Annotated in this window: 17 protein-coding genes; 11 read left to right on the top strand and 6 right to left on the bottom strand. The window is 63.1% G+C overall.

The features are described from left to right. The first annotated feature begins 10 nt into the window (after nt 1–10). The 6 genes from ABE456_RS10810 (at nt 11) to ABE456_RS10785 (ending at nt 7041) form a co-directional block, all read left to right on the top strand. Nucleotides 11–1201, top strand: a complete 1191-nt coding sequence (locus tag ABE456_RS10810) for an aminotransferase class I/II-fold pyridoxal phosphate-dependent enzyme (protein ID WP_346643895.1) — start codon at nt 11–13, stop codon at nt 1199–1201. Next, nucleotides 1194–2606, top strand: a complete 1413-nt coding sequence (locus ABE456_RS10805) for an aldehyde dehydrogenase family protein (RefSeq protein WP_346643894.1) — start codon at nt 1194–1196, stop codon at nt 2604–2606. The genes ABE456_RS10810 and ABE456_RS10805 overlap by 8 nt, the downstream gene beginning before the upstream one ends. A gap of 43 nt (nt 2607–2649) precedes the next feature. Beyond that, nucleotides 2650–3363: an NAD(P)H-dependent oxidoreductase gene (locus tag ABE456_RS10800; protein ID WP_346643893.1), complete on the top strand. Its 714-nt coding sequence runs from the start codon at nt 2650–2652 to the stop codon at nt 3361–3363. A gap of 243 nt (nt 3364–3606) precedes the next feature. After that, a complete protein-coding gene (locus tag ABE456_RS10795) occupies nt 3607–4710 on the top strand; it encodes a polyamine ABC transporter substrate-binding protein (RefSeq protein WP_346643892.1) in 1104 nt (367 codons plus the stop codon). A 34-nt stretch (nt 4711–4744) separates the two neighbouring features. Further along, entirely contained in the window at nt 4745–6157 is a 1413-nt protein-coding gene (locus ABE456_RS10790) for an aminotransferase (RefSeq protein ID WP_346643891.1), read from the top strand. Between the two features lie 53 nt (nt 6158–6210). Then, entirely contained in the window at nt 6211–7041 is an 831-nt protein-coding gene (locus ABE456_RS10785; protein WP_346643890.1) for a helix-turn-helix transcriptional regulator, read from the top strand. A gap of 22 nt (nt 7042–7063) precedes the next feature. Here the strand turns inward: ABE456_RS10785 and ABE456_RS10780 are convergent, their stop codons facing one another. The 5 genes from ABE456_RS10780 to ABE456_RS10760 all read right to left on the bottom strand — a co-directional run bounded on the left by ABE456_RS10780 (nt 7064) and on the right by ABE456_RS10760 (nt 13475). Further along, entirely contained in the window at nt 7064–8143 is a 1080-nt protein-coding gene (locus ABE456_RS10780; RefSeq protein ID WP_346643889.1) for a PAS domain-containing protein, read from the bottom strand. A gap of 135 nt (nt 8144–8278) precedes the next feature. Further along, on the bottom strand, nt 8279–9250 hold the full coding sequence (locus ABE456_RS10775) for a PDR/VanB family oxidoreductase (protein ID WP_346643888.1): 972 nt from the start codon (nt 9248–9250) through the stop codon (nt 8279–8281). Nucleotides 9251–9328: 78 nt separating this feature from the next. After that, nucleotides 9329–10450 (bottom strand): ring-hydroxylating oxygenase subunit alpha, encoded by a 1122-nt coding sequence (locus tag ABE456_RS10770; protein ID WP_346643887.1) that lies wholly within the window; start codon nt 10448–10450, stop codon nt 9329–9331. A gap of 139 nt (nt 10451–10589) precedes the next feature. Next, nucleotides 10590–12188: a BCCT family transporter gene (locus ABE456_RS10765; protein ID WP_346643886.1), complete on the bottom strand. Its 1599-nt coding sequence runs from the start codon at nt 12186–12188 to the stop codon at nt 10590–10592. A gap of 195 nt (nt 12189–12383) precedes the next feature. Then, nucleotides 12384–13475, bottom strand: coding sequence for a tartrate dehydrogenase (locus ABE456_RS10760; protein ID WP_346643885.1), 1092 nt, complete (start codon nt 13473–13475; stop codon nt 12384–12386). Between the two features lie 98 nt (nt 13476–13573). On the opposite strand from ABE456_RS10760, the gene ABE456_RS10755 reads away from it, so the two are divergent. After that, the gene (locus tag ABE456_RS10755; protein WP_346643884.1) at nt 13574–14485 is read left to right on the top strand and encodes a LysR substrate-binding domain-containing protein; all 912 of its coding nucleotides are present in this window, start codon (nt 13574–13576) and stop codon (nt 14483–14485) included. 184 nt (nt 14486–14669) lie between these two features. On the opposite strand, the gene ABE456_RS10750 is transcribed toward ABE456_RS10755, so the two are convergent. Next, nucleotides 14670–15152, bottom strand: a complete 483-nt coding sequence (locus ABE456_RS10750) for an Lrp/AsnC family transcriptional regulator (protein ID WP_346643883.1) — start codon at nt 15150–15152, stop codon at nt 14670–14672. 123 nt (nt 15153–15275) lie between these two features. On the opposite strand from ABE456_RS10750, the gene ABE456_RS10745 reads away from it, so the two are divergent. From ABE456_RS10745 to ABE456_RS10730, 4 genes are all read left to right on the top strand, one after another. Next, complete coding sequence (locus ABE456_RS10745; protein WP_346643882.1) at nt 15276–16307, top strand: histone deacetylase family protein; 1032 nt, start codon at nt 15276–15278, stop codon at nt 16305–16307. 74 nt (nt 16308–16381) lie between these two features. After that, the gene (locus ABE456_RS10740) at nt 16382–17788 is read left to right on the top strand and encodes an amino acid permease (protein ID WP_346643881.1); all 1407 of its coding nucleotides are present in this window, start codon (nt 16382–16384) and stop codon (nt 17786–17788) included. Between the two features lie 286 nt (nt 17789–18074). Continuing rightward, complete coding sequence (gene eutH / locus ABE456_RS10735; RefSeq protein ID WP_346643880.1) at nt 18075–19307, top strand: ethanolamine utilization protein EutH; 1233 nt, start codon at nt 18075–18077, stop codon at nt 19305–19307. 116 nt (nt 19308–19423) lie between these two features. Next, on the top strand, nt 19424–20221 hold the full coding sequence (locus tag ABE456_RS10730; protein WP_346643879.1) for a helix-turn-helix transcriptional regulator: 798 nt from the start codon (nt 19424–19426) through the stop codon (nt 20219–20221). Nucleotides 20222–20324: the final 103 nt, after the last annotated feature.

Below are 20324 nucleotides of genomic sequence, written 5' to 3'. Positions count from 1 at the left end.
GGAGATTGCCATGCGCTACGCCAAGCTCACCCAACGCATCGCCGGCGACGGGGCTGCCGCCTGGGACATCCACTACCGCGCCTTGGCAATGCAGGCCGAGGGCAAGGACATCCTGCTGCTGTCGGTGGGTGACCCGGATTTCGACACCCCCGCGCCGATCGTGGAGGCGGCCATCGACAGCCTGCAGGCCGGCCACACCCATTATGCCGATGTGCGCGGCAAGCAGGCACTGCGCCAAGCCATCGCCAACCGGCACCGGCTTCGCAGCGGGCAGGCGGTGAGTGCCGACCAGGTGACGGTGCTGGCAGGGGCGCAGTGTGCGCTGTTCTGCGTGGCCCAGTGCGTGCTCGACCCAGGCGACGAGGTGATCGTTGCCGAACCGATGTATGTGACCTACGAAGCGGTGTTCGGCGCCTGTGGTGCCAAGGTGGTGCCGGTGCCGGTCAAGCCGGAGAACGGTTTTCGGGTATGCCCGCGCGACGTTGCCGAACGCATAACCCCACGCACCCGCGCGCTGGCCCTTAACAGCCCACACAACCCCTCGGGGGCGAGCTTGCCGCGCACTACCTGGGAAGCGTTGGCCGAGCTGTGCATTGCCCATGACCTGTGGCTGATTTCTGACGAGGTGTACAGCGAGCTGTTGTATGAAGGCGAACATGTCAGCCCCGCCAGCCTGCCGGGCATGGCCGAGCGCACCGCCACACTGAACAGCCTGTCCAAGTCGCATGCCATGACCGGTTGGCGAGTGGGCTGGGTGGTCGGCTCGGCTGAACTGGCGGCGCACCTGGAGAACCTTGCCCTGTGCATGCTGTATGGCTTGCCGGACTTTATCCAGGATGCCGCTGTGGTGGCGCTGGAGCAGCAACTGCCTGAGCTGGAAGCGATGCGTGATGCCTATCGTCAGCGCCGCGACCGGGTTTGTGAGCAATTGGCTGGCTGCCCTGGGCTCAAGGCGCTGACGCCCGATGGTGGGATGTTCGTGATGGTCGATATCCGTGAGACTGGCGTTGATGCCCATACCTTCGCCAACTACCTGTTGGACAGCCAGGGCGTGTCGGTGCTCGCCGGCGAGGCGTTCGGCCCCAGCGCTGCCGGGCATATCCGCCTGGGCCTGGTCCTGGGTAATGAGGCGCTGGTCGATGCCTGCCAGCGCATCGCCCGCTGTGCCGACGAACTGAAGCGGGAGTACGGCCATGCGTGAGTATGCGCGGCTGTATATCGACGGTGCCTGGCAGGTACCGAGCGGGCAGGGCATGGCCGAGGTGATCGACCCGGCCAGCGAACAGGCCACCGGCCGCGTGCCGCTGGGTGACGAGGCCGATGTCGAGCGGGCGGTGCTGGCTGCACGACGGGCCTTCGACGGCTGGTCGCGCATGTCGTCCAGTGTGCGTGCCGGGTACATAACGGCGCTGGCAGCACAGCTGAAAAGCCGTGCAGCGGAAATGGCGTCGGTGATCACCGACGAGCTGGGCATGCCGGTGCAGTGGTGCCAGGCGGTGCAGGTCGAGGGCCCGATTGCCGGGCTGGAGCAATACGCCGAACTGGCCGGGCTGATGGACGAGGTACGTGAAGTCGGCAACTCGCTGGTGTACCGCGAGGCCGTTGGCGTGTGCGCGTTCATCAACCCTTGGAACTACCCGCTGCACCAGATGATTGGCAAGCTGGCGCCGGCCTTGGCCGCCGGTTGCACAGTGGTGGTCAAGCCCAGCCAGGAAACACCGCTGCATGCGTTCTTGCTGGCCGAGATGATCGACGCTATCGGCCTGCCTGCCGGGGTGTTCAACCTGGTCAGCGGCCCGGGGGCCAAGGTCGGCGAGGCGCTGGCCCGGCACCCGCAGGTGGACATGGTGTCGTTCACCGGCTCCACCGGCGCCGGGGTACGGGTGGCGCAGGCGGCTGCGCCGACGGTGAAGCGCGTGTGCCTGGAGTTGGGCGGCAAATCACCGTTGCTGATCACCGCCGATGCCGACCTGCATGCGGCCGTGCGCCATGGTGTGCAGGACGTGATGATCAACTCGGGGCAGACCTGCACGGCGCTGACCCGCATGCTGCTGCCGGCCAGCCGCTACGCCGAGGCTCTGGAAATTGCCGAGGCCGAAACCCGCGCGCTGGTCATGGGCGACCCGCGCGACCCGGCCAGTTTCCTCGGGCCGATGTGCTCGGCAGGTCAGCGGCGCACGGTGCTCGACTATGTTCGCCTGGGCCAGGAGGAGGGCGCGCGGTTGTTGTGCGGTGGTGATAATGGCGGCTTCGAGCGCGGGTTCTACGTGGCACCGACGTTGTTCGCCGACGTCGACAACCGCATGCGCATCGCCCAGGAGGAAGTCTTCGGCCCGGTACTCTGCCTGATTCCTTATGCTGACGAAGCCCAGGCGCTGGCCCTGGCCAACGACTCGCCATTCGGCTTGTCCAGTGCGGTGTGGGCCGGCAGCCGTGAGCAGGGCCTGGCCCTGGCGCGGCAGATCCGCGCCGGGCAGTGCTTCATCAACGGTGGCGGGTTCAACTACCAGGCGCCGTTTGGAGGCTACAAGCAGTCGGGCAATGGCCGCGAGTGGGGCGAAGAGGGCCTGGCGGAGTTTGTCGAAGTCAAAGCGGTGCAGTGCTGAGCCACAGCGGCAAGACAACCAGTTTTGTGTGAGGAGAAACTTTGTGAATGTACTGATCGTCCATGCTCACCCCGAGCCGCAATCGTTCACCGCTGCCCTGCGTGACCAGGCTGTGGAAACCTTCCACGCCCAGGGCCACCAGGTGCAGGTCAGCGACCTGTACGCCATGGGCTGGAACCCCGTGGCCAGTGCTGATGACTTTACCCAGCGCGAGAACCCCGAGTACCTGGTGTATGCGCTGGAGCAGCGCCAAGGGGTCAAGCGCGGCGCCATTGCCGCGGATATCCAGCAGGAGCTGGACAAGCTGCTGTGGGCCGACCTGCTGGTGCTGAACTTCCCGATCTTCTGGTTCTCGGCACCGGCGATGCTCAAGGGCTGGATCGACCGGGTGCTGGTATCGGGGGTGTGCTACGGCGGCAAGCGCTTCTACGACCAGGGCGGCTTGGCCGGCAAGAAAGCGCTGGTGACCGTGACCCTGGGCGGGCGCGAGCACATGTTTGGCGACGGCGCCATACACGGGCCGCTGGAGGACATGTTGCGGCCGATCTTGCGTGGCACGCTGGCCTATGTCGGCTTTGACGTGCTGCCGCCGTTCGTGGCCTGGCATGTGCCGTATATCAGCGATGAGGCGCGGCAGGGCTTCCTGAATCAGTACCGGCAGCGCCTGGAGCAGCTCTCGGACGACCAGCCATTGGTGTTCCCGCGCCTGGCGCAGTTCGATGAGGCGCTGTATCCACTTCCTCCAGTTCCTGCTTGAACCACTGGGGCCGCGTTGCGGCCCTATCGCGACACAAGGCCGCTCCTACAGGATCTCGCGCACCCTGTAGGAGCGGCCTTGCGTCGCGATGGGCTGCAAAGCAGCCCCAAGGATTCGGCAGGCTATCGAGGTCTACCTGCCAGAAAACGACCACCCACACATTCGGGGTATGTCCGCCCTCGGCAAATCCCTCGATAGTGACCCCATCGGCTCGATCCGGAGCATTCACACGATGGAGTTGCCATGCGCAAGGTACTGAAGGTGATCGGTGGTCTGCTGCTGGTGTCAGGCGTCAGCCTGGCCCAGGCGGCAGAGGTGGACAGCAGTAACACGTTGCGGTTGTACAACTGGACCGACTACATCGGTGAAACCACCCTGGCCGACTTCGAAAAGGCCACCGGCATCAAGGTTATCTACGACACCTTCGACGGCTACGAAACGGTGCAGACCAAGCTGCTCACCGGCCGCTCCGGCTACGACCTGGTCATGCTCAACGCATCGCTGGTGCCACCGCTGATCAGCGCCGGGGTCTTCCAGCCGCTGGACAAGCAGCAACTGCCCAGCTGGCATAACCTCGACCAGCAGGTGGTGAACAACCTGCAAGGCTACGACCCCGGCCTGAAATACTCGGCGCCCTACACCTGGGGCAGCTCGGGGGTGACCTACAACGTCGACAAGATCACCGCACGCATGCCCGATGCGCCGATCGGTTCGCTGGCCATGCTGTTCGACCCCAAGATCGTTTCGCGCTTCGCCGACTGCGGCGTCACCTTGATGGACGCGCCCACCGAAGTCATCCCGCTGGCGCTGCAGTACCTGGGCAAGGACCCGCGCAGTGCCTCGCCGGCCGACCTCAAGGCAGCCGAGCAACTGCTGCTGGGCATTCGCCCGTACATTCGCAAGTTCGACTCGGTCAACTACCTCACCAGCCTGCCCAATGGCGATGTCTGCCTGGCACTGACCTGGTCTGGTGACTACGCCACCGCCCAGGCCCGCGCGATAGAGGCGAAGAAAGACATCAAGCTGTCGTTCTTCATCCCCCAGGAAGGTTCGCTGATCTGGTTCGACAACCTGTACATCCCCAAGGATGCGCCGCACGCGGCCAACGCCCACCGCTTCATCGAGTTCCTGCTGCAGCCGCAGACCATGGCCAAGGTCACCGACTACATCCACTACGCCAACAGCAATGCCGCCGCCACCGCGCTGGTGCGCGACGAGATCCGCCAGGACCCGGCCATCTACCCCGATGCGCCAACCCGTGAGCGCCTGTTCGCGCAAAAAACCCAAAGCCCGAAGGACATGCGCGCCATTACCCGCGTCTGGAGCACGGTCAAGACCGGTTTCTGAACACTGCCCAACGATTCCCGCCAAGGAGCTGCCCATGGCTACCCCAAGCAAAGCATTCGCCATTGCCCACGACCCGCTGGTGGAAGCCGACAAGGCCCACTACATGCACGGCTACCATGTGTTCGACGAGCACCGCGAGCAAGGTGCGCTGAACATCGTCGCTGGCGAGGGCGCCTACATCCGCGACACCCACGGCAACCGCTTCCTCGATGCCGTCGGCGGCATGTGGTGCACCAACATCGGCCTGGGCCGCGAGGAAATGGCCCTGGCCATCGCCGACCAGGTGCGCCAGCTGGCCTATTCCAACCCGTTCTCCGACATGGCCAACGGCGTGGCCATCGAGCTGTGCCAGAAGCTTGCGCAGCTGGCGCCGGGCGACCTTGACCATGTGTTCCTCACCACCGGTGGTTCGACTGCGGTCGATACCGCCTACCGGCTGATCCAGTACTACCAGAACTGCCGTGGCAAGCCGCACAAGAAGCACATCATCGCCCGCTACAACGCCTATCACGGCTCCACCACCCTGACCATGTCGATTGGCAACAAGGCCGCCGACCGGGTGCCAGAGTTCGATTACCACCACGACCTGATCCACCACGTCTCCAACCCCAACCCGTACCGCGCCCCGGACGACATGGATGAGGCCGAGTTCCTCGACTACCTGGTGGCCGAGTTCGAGGACAAGATCCTCTCGCTGGGTGCCGACAACGTGGCGGCGTTCTTCGCCGAGCCGATCATGGGTTCGGGCGGGGTGATCATTCCGCCCAAGGGCTACTTCCTGCGCATGTGGCAACTGTGCCAGACCTACGACATCCTGTTCGTCGCCGACGAAGTGGTGACCTCGTTCGGGCGCCTGGGCACCTTCTTCGCCAGTGAGGAACTGTTTGGCGTCACACCCGACATCATCACCACCGCCAAGGGCCTGACTTCGGCCTACCTGCCGCTGGGCGCGTGCATCTTCTCCGAACGTATCTGGCAGGTAATCGCCGAGCCGGGCAAAGGCCGCTGCTTCACCCACGGCTTCACCTACAGTGGCCACCCGGTGTGCTGCACGGCGGCCCTGAAGAACATCGAGATCATCGAGCGTGAGCACTTGCTCGATCACGTCAAGGACGTTGGCGGTTACCTGGAACAACGCCTGCAAAGCCTGCGCGAGCTACCGCTGGTGGGCGATGTGCGCTGCATGAAGCTGATGGCCTGCGTCGAGTTCGTCGCTGACAAGGCCAGCAAGGCGTTGTTTGCCGATGAGGTGAACATTGGTGAGCGCATCCATAGCAAGGCCCAGGCCAAGGGGCTGCTGGTACGCCCGATCATGCACCTGAACGTGATGTCGCCGCCATTGATCGTCACCCATGCGCAGGTGGACGAGATCGTCGAGACCTTGCGTCAGTGCATCATCGAAACTGCGCGCGAGCTTACCGCGCTAGGCCTGTATCAGGGCCGATGAACCTGGCGCAAAGGGCTGTGCGCGGGCGTGCCTGGCAGGCTAGACTGCCGGGCATGACCCAGGCCTCTCCCGACACCCCACTTACCCTCACCATGGGCGCACTGCAGCAATGGCACGCGGCGCTGCAGCGCGCGCTGGCGCACAGTGAAACGCCCGAGGCGCTGGAGCATGTGGCCGCTGCCATCGGCCAGCTGGTGCAGGTGGAGTCGATGATGATCAGCCTGGAGTGCCAGGGGCGGGCGCCGCAGCTGTTGTACCAGCAAGGCATCCCCGAGCTGCACCGCGCTGCCGTGCTAGAGCGCTACTTCAGCGCAGGTTACTTGCTCGACCCATTTTGCCTGGCGGTGCAAAGTGGCCTGGCCGAGGGCTTCTACCACTTGCAGGAAATCGCCCCCGACAACTTCTTCGACAGCGACTATTACAAGGCCTATTACCTGGGCACCGGTTGCAGTGAGGACAGTTACTACATCGTTGACCTCAGTGCCGGGCGCAAGCTGTCGCTGAGCCTGTTCCAGGGCTGTAGCGGCACGCCCCTGAGCGTTGGGCAAGTGGACCTGTTGCGTGCGTTGGAGCCGATGGTGCGCGAACTGCTCGGGCGCTATGCCCGGCATAACCTGGAGCCGGGCACTGTTTCAGCCGAGCGGGGCAGCCTGCAGGCGGCGTTCGACAGCTTCGGCTGCCAGGTGCTGACCGACCGTGAGCGGGAGGTGGCGCACATGATTCTGCGTGGGCACTCGGTGAAGTCCACTGCGCTGGAGCTGGGTATCTCGCCGGAGACGGTGCGCATGCACAGGAAGAATTTGTACCTGAAGCTGGAGATCAACTCGCAGTCGGAGTTGTTTGCGCGGTTTATCGACTGGCTGCGTGGTGGTGAACACTGTTAAGCAATTGGGGCCGGTAGCCATGTCATGAAGCGGCCAGGCGGGCCTCGAGGGCGGCAATGTGCGCCTGTAGCCGCTCATGCTCCTGGCGCTCGGCGCTGATGTCTTCGAACACGCTGATCAGGTGCTCCGGCTCACCATTGTCGTGGCGTTGCAGCGAGGTGCGCGCGCGCACCCAGATGTACTCGCCATTCTTGTGGCGCACACGCTTTTCCACCTCGTAACGCTCGGTTTCACCGGCCAGCATGCGTTGCAGCAGCTGGAGGTTCAGCGGCAGGTCGTCGGGGTGGGTGATGTGCTGGAAGGTCATGGCGTAGAGCTCTTCAGCACGGTAGCCAAGCATTTCGCACAGGCTGCTGTTGACCCGTTGCCAGGTGCCGTTCGGGTCGATGTAGGCGAGGGCGCCCCAGGCCAGCTCGAAAATCGCTCGAAAGCGCTCTTCGCTTTGCCTCAGCGCCTGCTGCGCCACCTGCCGTTCGGTGTTGTCCATGCTGATGCCGACCATCTTCACCGAGCGCCCGGCACTGTCGCGTACCACTGTGGCGCGGGAGGAAATCCAGCACAGCGTGCCGTCAGGGCGGGTGAGGCGGAAGTCACACTCGCAACTGGTGCCGCTTTTCACCGTCTCGGCATACATCGCCTGCATCCGCGCGACATCTTCTGCCGGCAGATGCTTCCAGAAATCTTCGTTGCGGTGCACCGGCCAGCCATACACCTGCTCGACGTTGGGCGAGTAGGTGACTTCGTCGCTGATCAGGTTCCACTCCCAGGTAACGATACGCGCACCTTCCTGGGCCAGTTTCATGCGCGTTTCGCTTTCCATGATCTCGGCGGTCAGGCGCCGACGCAGGTCGGTCATCGGCAATTCGACCACCTGCGGTTGCTGGATGTTCTGCAGGGCCTCGTCGCCGTAGCGCAGCCAGATCCAGTTGACCTTGAGAAAGTCGGCCAGCTTGCGCAGGTTGTCGTAGTCGATCTCGCCGCCGCGGGTCCATTTGTGCACCGCAGTGCGCGAAATACCCAAGGCCGTGCCCACGGCTTGCAGGGTCAGCTTGTGATGCTCGAGCAGTTCCTTGAGACGGAAGGCGAAGCTGTTTTCCAACATCGGCAGGTGTCCTGATCTGGGCCAAGAGCCTGCCAGTATACCCAAGCTGTCAACTTTTGGTTGACGGCTGTTAACTAACTTCCAGATATTCACGGTCGCCCTTGTGGGAGCGGCCGTGGCAACCTGGAGGATCGGTTAAAGGTCCAGCACCAGTCGGGCAGTACGGGCACGCGAGACGCACAGCATGATGCTCTGCTGCGCCGCCTTTTCTTCATCACTCAGGTACTGGTCATAATGCTCGGCTTCACCTTCGAGGATGGCCGTTTCGCAGGTACCGCACACGCCTTCGCGGCACAGGCACTCGACCTTGGCAGCCTTGGATTTCTCGATGGCCTGCAGAATGGTCATGCCTTCTTCCACCTGTAGTTCAACGCCCGACTGCGCCAATACCACGGTAAAGGCACTGCCGGTGACCGGGGTGGCAGCAAACTGTTCCCAGTGCACGCGGTGCTCGGCAATGCCGGCCTGGGCGGCGCAGGCGATCACTGCGTCGATCAGCGGCTTGGGGCCGCACACGTACAGGTGGGCTTGCTCATCCAGCCCCGCGCACAGCGCGGCGAGGTCGAGCTTGCGGTCGAGGCTGTCGATGTAGAAACGGGTATTTGCAGCGTGCGGGCCGCTGGCCAGCTGGTCCTGGAACGCCCCGTGCTCCGGCGCACGGAAGGCATAGTGCAGTTCGTAGTCGGCGTTGCCACTTTCCAGCTCATGCAGTTGCGCCAGGAACGGGGTAATGCCGATACCGCCGGCAATCAGCACATGGCGGCCGGCCGAAGGGTCCAGGGCAAACAGGTTGTTGGGCGAGGAAATGGTCAGGCGTGTGCCAACTTCCACCTGCTGGTGCATGAATGCCGAGCCGCCCTTGGACTGTTCTTCCAGGCGCACGCCAATCTGGTAGCTGCGGGTGTCGCGCGGGTCGCTCATCAACGAGTAGGCGTTGCTGAACTGGCTGCCGTCGGCGCCTTGCATCTGCACGATGACGTGGCTGCCACCGGTGAAGGCGGGCATCGCCGCGCCGTCTTCGCGGGCCAGGGTAAAGCGCTTGATCAGCGGCGTGGCTTGTTCCACGTCGGTTACGTGTACGCTGAACATTTCATAAGTGTTGGCCATGGGTCACCTCGACTGCCTGGGTGCACGGCAGGCCCTGCCGCGCACCTTTACGTGCAAATAAACGTGGAGCGGTTGCCATCAATCGTCGAGGTGGGCCACGGCGATCAGGTTGTGGAAGTGGGCAATGCCGTGCTCGCTCATGCCGCTGCGCTCACGGTCGGCCATGATCCGGCCCTGGCCACGGTAGCCACGCGACTTCAGGCCCTTCTGCACGCTTTCGACCAGGCGCAGGTCTTCTGGGCGGAACACTTCGCGGTACCAGTCGATCAGCTTCTGCTGTTCCTCGGTGATGTCCTTGTTGAGGAAGTAGATGTCGTAGTGCTGCAGGGTGGTTTCGGCATCGACCGGGAACTCGTAGATCACGGTCATGAAGTTGGCCCCTGGCGGCACGTTGAACATGGTGCACGGCCAGGCCCAGAAGCCGGCGAACGACGGGTCTTTCACGCTTTCATCGAACTTGAACGACTGCTCCGAAGGCTTGGCCAGGCCGTATTGCAGGGTCCAGTTGCCGTGCATGCTGTGGCTGTACTGGCCAACGTCCACCGAGTCGGAGAAGCCTGGGTGGGCAGGGGCGCAGTGGTAGCACTCCAGGTAGTTGTCGACGATCGACTTCCAGTTGGCCGGGGTGTCGCTGACGAAGCGCGCCGCCAGGTGCAGGTCGTCGATTACCGCGCAGGCTTCACGCATGCGTGCTTGCAGGCCTGGCAGCTGGTCTTCGACGGAGCCGGCGTCCATGTCCATGTTGATGAAGATGAAACCGGCGTATTCCTCTACGCGCAGCTGCACCAGGGTGGAGTTTTCCTTGTCGAAGTTGACCACGTTGTCGCAGTTGCGGGCGTGGGCCAGTTCGCCGTCGAGCTTGAAGGTCCAGGCGTGGTATGGGCAGGTGATGACGTTCTTGGCCTTGCCGCTGCCGCTGAGCAGCTGGTGGCCACGGTGCGGGCAGACGTTGTAGAAGGCGCGCAGCACGCTGTCACGGCCGCGCACGACAATGATGCTTTCGCCAATCACTTCGCGGGTGATGTAGGCGTTGTTGTCTGCCACTTCGCTGCGGTGGCCCACGCAGATCCAGCTGCGGGCGAAGATGGCTTCTTTCTCATGTTCGAACACCGAGGCCTGGGTGTAGAAGTTGGCGGGGATGGTGAAGGCCTCGTCGGCATTCGCGCAGAAATCGGCGGGCAGGCGTTTGAAGTCGTTCATGACGGGTTTCTCACAAGCTCGGTTTATAGTTGTTGGTTAACGCGTATCTGTCAGTTAACAGATCAGGCAAAAAAATTTGTCGCCATCAAAGGGGCTGCTTTGCAGCCCCATCGCGGGCAAGCCCGCTCCTACAGATTGCTCAATGCAACGCAGCGGCGCTGCGCGGGGCGTGCTCGACGGGCTCTTCGCCAGCCATGCGCGCTGCTTCTTCATCGATGAGGTGGGCCGATACCTGGCCGTAGTCAGCGATCATCCACTTGAAGAAGCCGTAGATCTTCACCAGCAGAATCACCATGAACGGGATCGCGGTCAGCACCACGGCAGTCTTCATGGTCGACAGCGAGGCCTTGGCAAACAGCATGGCCAGCGGCACCAGGGTCAGCACCACGCACCAGAACAGGCGGTGGGTTGGCGTCGGGTCGTCGCCTTCACGCAGGTTGCGAGTGCTGGTGGCTGCCACCGCGTAGGCCGCGGCATCCATGTGCGAGGCACAGAAGATGGCCATGATGAACAGGTACACGCCGAGGAACAGCTGGCCCCATGGCAACGCCAGCAGCAGGTGGGTAACGGCCGATTCACCGCCTTGTTCGGCGAGCATCTTCGGTACGTCCACGGCGCCGGTGATGAACTGGTGCATGCTGTAGCTTTCCAGCGCGCCAAAGAAGAACCAGCAACCGAAACTGCCACCCAGCAGCAGGGCCAGCACCACTTCCTTGATCTGCCGACCGCGCGAAACGCGGGTTACGAACATGGCCACGCCTGGTGCGTAAGATACCCACCACAGCCAGTAGAACACCGTCCAGTTGCGGGTGAAGGCACCGTCGCCGGCCGGGTCGGTGAACAGGCTCATGTGCACGTAGTTCTGGATCATCAGGCCAATCGAGTTGGCCGTGTTGTTGATGGTGAACTGGGTCGGGCCTACCAGCAGGACGACTGCGGCAAATACCAGGGCGCCGATGCACACCATCTTGCTCAGGCGCTGCAGGCCGCCATCGATGCCGATGTACGAGCTGAGCGAGAACATTACGGCCACGCCGCCGATCACCATCAGTTGCACGGTGAACGTGTCCGGGGTGCCGGTCAGGTCATGCAGGCCACGGGTCAGGGTGGAAGCGGTCAGGGCCAGCGACACGGTCAGCGCGCCCATCATGGTCAGCAGGAAGATCAGGTCGACACTACGGCCTACCGGGCCGGTGGCCTTGAAGCCGGTCACCGCTTCGACGATCGAGGCCAGGTTAAGGCCGCTCTTCTTGCGCACATGGAAGTGGTAGGCCATGGCCAGCGAGGCCAGGGCGTAGATCGACCAGGCGCTGATACCCCAGTGGAAGAACGAGTAGCCAACGCTGTATTCCAGCGCCTTGGGGGTGGCGGCGGCGATGTTCAGGCCTGGGGTCTGGTAGTAGTAGGCCCATTCCATCACGCCCCAGTACAGGGTCGACGAACCCATGCCGGCGCAGATGAACATGAACACCCAGGTGGCGGTGGCGTATTCCGGCTTGCCACTGCCCAGGCGGATATTGCCGTATTTGCTGAAGGCCAGGTACAGCACGGCCAGGGTACTGGCGAACACCAGCACCTGCACGCTGGTACCGAAGGTGCGGGTGGACAGTTCGAACAGCTGGTTGGCGGCGCTTTCAGCCTGGGTGGGGAAGGCTGCAAGGCCGATCACGGTGAGCAGTACGGCAATCAGGCTCACGGTAATCAGGAACACATCAATCTTTTTATTCTTGTGCGACATCATCGTCTCCTGGGACGTTGGCGTACTTGTTATACCCGGCAGGCATCCGGGGTGTTGCAGTACCACTCCTTCCTTGGGTTGTTAACTGTTGATTAACAAATATCTAACGGTTAACAGATTTTGCATACAATCCACGAGGCTCGCAAGAGGCAAGGGGCCGATTGTCAGACAGTTCTGACAATCGGCCCCTGTGCATCAGGCTTCGACCAGCGCGGTGATGGCCTGGCCCACTTGTTGGGTGGACTTCTGCCCACCCATGTCGCGGGTCACGTCACCGGCGGCGATGACCTGCTCGATGGCCTTGAGGATGTCGTCGTGGGCGGCGCGGTAGCGTGGGTCGGCGCCGTCGTTGCCGAGGAAGTCGAGCATCAGTGCACCCGACCAGATCATCGCGATCGGGTTGGCGATGTTCTTGCCGTAGATGTCCGGCGCCGAGCCGTGCACCGGTTCGAACAGCGATGGGAACTTGCGCTCGGGGTTGAGGTTGGCCGACGGCGCGATGCCGATGGTGCCGGCGCAGGCCGGGCCGAGGTCGGAGAGGATGTCGCCGAACAGGTTCGAGGCCACCACCACGTCGAAGCGGTCCGGCTGCAGCACGAAGCGCGCGCAGAGGATATCGATGTGCTGCTTGTCCCAGCTGATTTCTGGATAATTGGCAGCCATTGCCGCGGTACGCTCGTCCCAGTACGGCATGCTCACGGCCATGCCGTTGGACTTGGTGGCCGAGGTGACGTGCTTGCGTTCGCGGGTCTGGGCCACGTCGAAGGCGTACTTGAGGATGCGGTCGACGCCACGGCGGGTGAATACCGACTCCTGCAGCACGAACTCGTTTTCGGTGCCTTCGAACATGCGCCCACCCAGCGACGAGTATTCGCCCTCGGTGTTCTCGCGGATGACCACGAAGTCGATGTCGCCTGGCTCACGGCCAGCCAGCGGGCAAGGCACGCCAGGGAACAGGCGCACTGGGCGGATGTTCACGTACTGGTCGAAGTCACGGCGGAACTTGAGCAGCGAACCCCACAGGGAGATGTGGTCCGGCACTTTGTCTGGCCAGCCTACGGCACCGAAGTACAGGGCGTCGAAGCCCTTGAGCTGCTCGAACCAGTCGTCCGGCATCATCTTGCCGTGGGCCAGGTAGTAATCGCAGCTGGCCCACTCGAAGAACTCGAAGCTGATGTCCAGGCCGTGCTTGCGCGCCGCGGCTTCGACCACGCGAATGCCTTCTGGCAGTACTTCGTTGCCGATGCCATCGCCGGGGATTGCCGCGATTCTGAAAGTCTTGCTCATGGGGGGGCACTCGTTGTCTAGGGAACAGGTGCTGGCCATGCTATAAGGGCTTTGTCCGGAGATAATCTGGCCATTCATGGATTCTTGGAACACGCTACGTGAATAATCTGCCCAGCCTCGACGACCTCAACATCTTCCTGCAGGTGGCCAAGCGCGCCAGCTTCGCGGCCGTGGCCGACGAGCTGGGCATGTCGGCGGCGTACATCAGCAAGCGCATTCGCATGCTTGAGCAAACCCTGGAGGTGCGCCTGCTGCACCGCACCACCCGGCGGGTGACGGTGAGCGAGGAGGGCGAGCGGGTATACCAGTGGGCGTTGCAGATTTTCGATGCGGTGCAGCGCATGGGCGATGACATCAGCGCCCAGCACCGCGAGCCGGCCGGGCAGCTGCGTATCGCCAGCAGCCTGGGCCTGGGCCGGCGCTTTGTGGCACCGGCCCTGTCGGAACTGGCCGAGCGTTACCCACGGCTGGACATTCGCCTGGACGTGCACGACCGCTTGGTAGACCTGATTGCCGAGGGTGTCGACCTGGACATCCGCGTGGGCAACGCCATTGCCCCCAACCTGATCGCCAAGCCACTGGCGCGCAACCGCCGGGTGCTATGCGCTGCGCCGGCCTACCTGGCCCGGCGCGGCACGCCCAAGGTGCTGGGCGACCTGGCCAGCCATGATTGCCTGGTGATCAAGGAGCGTGACCACCCGTTTGGTGTGTGGCAGCTGATGGGCCCGGAGGGTGAAGAAAGCGTGCGGGTGACCGGTGGCTTGTCGACCAACCATGGTGAAGTGGCGCACCAGTGGTGCCTGGACGGGCGCGGGATCTTGCTGCGTTCGTGGTGGGACGTGCACGACAGCCTGCAGGACGGGCGGCTGGTGCAGGTGCTGGAGGACTATCACCAGCCGGCGGATATCTGGGCGGTGTACACCTCGCCGTTGGCCAGCTCGGCCAAGGTGCGGGTGACGGTGGATTTTTTCCGGCAGTACTTTGCCGAGCGCTATAGCTTGCCGGGGTAGGCTGGCCTCAAACTATGCACGGTCTGCTTTTGCTTTTTTGTGGGAGCGGCCTTGTGTCGCGAAAGGGCCGCAGAGCGGCCCCAGCAATCTTAGCGACAACGCTGAAATCCTGGGGCTGCTTTGCAGCCCTTTCGCGACACAAGGCCGCTCCCACAAAAAAGCAAAAGCAGATTGTGTAAGGTTTTCAAGTTACCGGTACCCGCGAAACCGCCTTCACCTCGCGCAACGCCAGGCTCGACTGGATCGAGGCAATCCCCGGCTGCCGGCGCAACACCTCTTCCACAAACCGCCCATAACTCTCCAGGTCCGTCGCCAGCACCGTCAGCACATAGTCGGCCTCCCCGGTCACCTTGTGGCACGACAGCACCTGCGGCAGCTTGAGGATCACCTGCTCGAACTCATCCGGCGCCTCGGCCGAGTGGTTGCCGAAGCGCACCTGGGCAAACGCCATCACGTCGTAGCCCAGCTTGCGGCGGTCGAGGTTGGCCTGGTAGTCCTTGATGATGCCCAGCTCTTCCAGCCGTTTGCGCCGCCGCCAGCAGGGCGTCACGGTCATCGACAGGCGTTCGCCCAGCGCCGCGCTCGACAGGGTGCCGTCGTCCTGCAGCAGGCGCAGCAGCTCACGGTCGGTGTCGTCCAGCTCTTCGATAGCAAAAGCTTTGCTCATAGGTGGCCATGCCTGTGAATGTTTTGCTCAAGCATCCGGTTTGCCTGAGCATAAAGCAAAGCATTTTCACCGCTCTCTCGCGAAAATTGGTTATCCAGTAACCCCTTGAAAAAGGACATTCGCGTGCTGACAGTCTTTAGCAACAACCACCGCTTGCACCATGGCTCGGAACTCAAGGACGGCGCGATTACGCCCTCGTTCGAAAACCCCCGGCGCGCCGATACCGTGCTGGCCCGGGTACAGAGTACCGGCCTGGGTGATGTGATTTCAGAGCAGGCCTTCGACCGTGCCTGCTACGTGGCGGCGCACAGCGAGCGCTATGTGAGCTTCCTGGAAAACGCCTGGTCGGAGTGGGCAGCTACCGGCAAGACCCACGACGCGCTGCCACTGGTGTGGCCGGTACGTGACCTGGCCATCGACCGTGAGCCCGGCTTCATCGATGGCAAGCTGGGCTTCTATGCCATGGACGCCGGTGCACCGATCACCGCTGGTACCTGGGAGGCTGTGCGCAGCAGTGCCAACGTCGCCCTGACCGGTATGCAGCGCATCATCGATGGCGCCGACAGTGCCTTCGCCCTGTGCCGCCCGCCGGGGCACCATGCCGCCCGCGAATACATGGGCGGCTATTGCTACCTGAACAACGCCGCCATTGCCGCCGAACGCTGCCTGAGCCAGGGCGCCAAACGCGTGGCCGTGCTGGACGTGGACTTCCACCACGGCAACGGTACGCAGAACATCTTCTACGATCGGCCCGATGTGTTCTTCGCCTCGCTGCATGGCGACCCGCACGTGTCCTACCCGTATTTTTCCGGCTACGCCCATGAGCAGGGCGCGGGGGCGGGCGAGGGCTTCACCGCCAACTACCCGCTGGGCAAGGGCACGCGGTGGGCGCAGTACCAGCTGGCCCTGCAGGACGCGCTCAAACGCATTGTCGCGCAGCGGCCCGAGTTCCTTGTGGTGTCGCTCGGCGTCGACACCTTCGAGGACGACCCGATCAGCCACTTCAAGCTCACCAGTGAAGACTTCCTGCGCATGGGCAGCGAGATCGCCAGCGCCGGTATCCCGACCCTGTTCGTGATGGAAGGCGGCTACATGGTCGACGAAATCGGCATCAACGCGGTGAACACCCTGCAAGGTTTCGAAAACGCGCGCTGACTGGCGCGCCAGGCCGTGGCCGGCTGGCCACGGCGCAGTACGACTAGCAGACCAACAATAACAAGAGGTCGCCCATGCAAGACATGCCCGCAAGCCTTGAGCAAAGCAAACCCGCAGAGCCCGCCCGTGACGGGCACCTGCAACGTACGCTGGAAAACCGCCATATCCAGCTGATATCCATTGGTGGCGCCATCGGCACCGGCCTGTTCATGGGCTCGGGCAAGGTGATCGCGCTGTCCGGCACCTCGATCCTGCTGGTTTACGCCATCCTTGGCTTCTTCGTGTTTTTCGTCATGCGCGCCATGGGCGAGCTGCTGTTGTCCGACCTGCGTTTCAAGTCGTTCGCCGACATCGTCGCCCATTACCTGGGCCCGCGAGCCGGCTTCGTGCTGAGCTGGTCGTACTGGCTGAGCTGGAGCGTGGCGGTGGTCGGTGATGTGGTCGTGGTGGCCGGGTTCTTTCAGTACTGGTACGCCGATGTACCGGCCTGGATGCCGGCGTTCTTCACCTTGTTCGTACTGCTGGGGCTGAACATGCTGGCGGTGCGGATTTTTGGTGAGGTGGAGTTCTGGTTCGGCATCATCAAGATCGTGGCCATCGTCCTGCTGATCATCACCGCTGCCGTGATGATTGCCACGTCCTATACCTCGCCCAATGGTGTAGTCGCCTCGCTGTCAAACGTGGTCGCACCCGGGGCGGTATTGCCGCATGGCATCAGCGGCTTCTTTGCCGGGTTCCAGATTGCCGTGTTCTCGTTTGCCGGTACCGAACTGATCGGCACCACGGCGGCCGAGGCGAAGAACCCGCACCGTTCGCTGCCCAAGGCGATCAACACCATCCCGCTGCGCATCCTGTTGTTCTACATCCTGGCGCTGGTGTGCATCATCAGCGTGGTGTCTTGGGCCGAGGTACCGGCCAACCGCAGCCCCTTTGTCGAGCTGTTCCTGCTGGCCGGCTTCCCGGCGGCGGCGGGCATGATCAACTTCGTGGTGCTGACTTCGGCGGCGTCGTCGGCCAACAGTGGGGTGTATTCCGGCTGCCGGATGTTGTTCGGCCTGGCCGAACGGCGCAACGCTCCGGGCATTTTTGCCAGGCTGTCGAGCCTGAGCGTGCCGCTGTACAGCCTGCTGTTCTCCGGGGTGTGCATGCTGATCGGCTTGAGCCTGTTGTTCATCATTCCCGAGGTGATGACGGTGTTCACGTTGATCTCGACGGTTTCGGCGATTCTGGTGATCTTCACCTGGTCGATGATCCTGGCCGCGTACCTTGCCTACCGCAAGCGCAACCCGGCCGCGCACCAGGCCTCGCAGTTCAAGCTGCCGGGCGGGGTGGTGACGGCGGTAACCACCCTGGGCTTTCTTGGTTTCGTGCTGGTGCTGCTGGCGCTGCAACCAGATACCCGGCTGGCGCTGTGCGTGATGCCGTTGTGGTTTGTGTTCCTGTTGCTGGCCTATCGCCGGCGCACTCAACCCCTTTCCTGAGCACAACACAGACCCTGTGGGAGCGGGCGTGTCGAGGCGTCGAACCGCCGCGAACACCGGCGCAGCCGGTGCCATGTGCCGCGTCGCCTTCTTCGCGGGCATGCCCGCTCCCACAGGATCTGAGTCAGGCTAACAACCACATATACCTCCCGGTATATGGACAGCCCCGCACCCGCCGCATAGCTTAACCCCTCGACGGGGCACGCCATGCTCAAGCCATAACAACAACGATGCCCCGTGACCTTTCAGTCCTGCCAACCCAACAACTCTAAAAATGAGGCGGCAAATGGAAAGCATCGGTACCTATGTCATCTACGTCATCATGGTGTGCGCGGTACTGGGTGCCGTGGCATCCATCTACAACCCCGAGGGCGAGCTGGGCCAGGAATTCATCGCCGGCCTGCATAGCATCGGCCCCATCTTCATCCCGGTAGCCGGCATCATGGCGGCGATCCCGTACATTTCCGCCGGCATCAGCCAGGTCATCGCGCCGCTGTTCCAGGCCATCGGCGCCGACCCAGGCATCGCCGGCCCGATCTTCATTGCCTCGGACATGGGCGGCTACCAGCTGGCCAAGGCCCTGGCGCAAAGCCCCGAGGGCTGGATCCTTGGCCTGATCACCGGTTTCCAGTGCGGCGCCACGATCATCTTCGTCATCCCGGTCGGGCTGGCCATGCTGCGCAAGGTCGACCACAAGTACATGGCCCTGGGCATCATGGCCGGGCTGCTGACCATTCCACTGAGCATCATGATCATTGCCATGACCATGCAGGGGTTGGGCCTGGATGTGCGCCCCGAAATCGCCACCACCGGCGCTGCCACCCAGGCACTGCACTTCACCTGGGCGATGCTGCTGCGCAACCTGATGCCGTTGATCCTGTTCTGCATCGCCCTGGCAGCGGCATTGCGCTACTTCCCGACGCTGATGGTGTACCTGTTCCTCAAGCTCGGCCAGTTCATGTACATCGCCGTGGTACTGGTGTTGGTGGCGTCGATCGTGCAGTACTTCACTGGCCTGTTCAGCCACCTGTTCGGCGGCTGGGGCTTCGCGCCGATCATCGCCGATGCCGATGACCAGTTCCGCGCCCTGGAAATTGCCGGCTACATCGGCCTGATGCTGTGCGGTGCGTTCCCCATGGTGCACCTGCTCAAGCGCTTCCTGGCGCGGCCGATCGAGCGGGTGGCCTCGCGCTTCGGTATGTCTGGTGTGGGTGCGGCCGGGGTGCTGGCAGCCTCGGCCAACATCCTCGCCATGTTCCGCCTGGTCAGCGAAATGCCGCCCAAGGACAAGGTGCTGGTGATCGCCTTCTCGGTGTGCGCGGCCTTCACCTTTGGCGACCACATGGCCTTCTCGGCCAACTTCCAGCCCTCGCTGATCCTGCCGTTGATGATCGGCAAGCTCAGCGGTGGGCTGATCGCCATGTTGCTGGCCAGTTGGCTGGCGGTGCCCAAGGCGCAGGAAATGGGGCGCCAGGACGACGCTGCCGGTGCCTTCAAGGTGGCCGCCGAGCCGTCCTGAGCAAAAAGCGTCATGCACATGATCCGGAGCGCCCAGGGCGCCCCGGATCTTGTGCTTTTTGCCGGCCAAGGCGGTAAGGTCGTGCAGGCCTTCGGTGCATGAGAGCGTGATGAACAATGACAAGAGATGAGGCGAACAGGCTGGCGGCGCTGATCGAGGCGGTCGGCAGCGAACAGCTGGGGCCGGCGCTGGATGCGTTGCTGCGCAGCAAGCTGGCGTTCGACATGAGTTGTGCGTACCTGTTCCAGTTCAACCAGCCGGCACTGCTGGTGCATAACGGCTACAACCACACGGTCAGCGAGCGCACCTTGAATGCCTATGTGCGCGGTGGTTACCTGCTCGACCCGTTTTACGTGGCCTGCGTCAACGAGCACCCGGCCGGCGTGTGGCGCATGAGCGAACTGGCGCCTGACTGCTTCTTCGCTTCAGGGTTTGCCATTTCCAAGGACATCCACCCTTGTGTGTCGTCCGATTACGGCACGGCAGTGGAGGAGGTGGGCTTCATCATCCCCTTGCGACCCCAGCTGGCGATGGTCTACTCGCTGATGCGCAACCACAGCAGTGGTGATTTCAGTGCGGCGGAAATGGACCTGTTGGCGGGCATGGCGCCGTTGCTGGCCGCGGTATTCGGCCAGCATTGCCGCTTGCGCTATTCCGATTGCCTGCGCGCTGCGCCAGAGGGGGTGGTGCTGGAGGATGCCTTTGTCGAGATCCTGCAAGGGCAACTGACCGAGACCCAGCGCTACATTGCCAAGCTGCTGTTGCAGGGGCACAGCAATGCGTCGATTGCGCGGCAGCTGAGTATCTCGGATGGGACGGTGAAGGTGCACAAGCACAACATCTACCAGCGGCTGGAAATTTCCACCAACGCTGAGCTGTTTCGCCTGTTTATCGATTACCTGGCCAAGGTATAGCGTGAAGGTAATGCTAAACCCCTGTGGGAGCGGGGGGGGGGGGGGGGGGGTGGGGGGGGGGGGGGGGGGCGGAAGGGGGGAGAGAGGGAGAGAAGAAGGGGGG

Source organism: Pseudomonas sp. TWI929, assembly GCF_039673335.1.
Lineage (GTDB): Bacteria > Pseudomonadota > Gammaproteobacteria > Pseudomonadales > Pseudomonadaceae > Aquipseudomonas.
The sequence above is the reverse complement of the archived record's forward strand: the minus strand, read 5'-3'. Positions and strand labels throughout refer to the sequence as shown.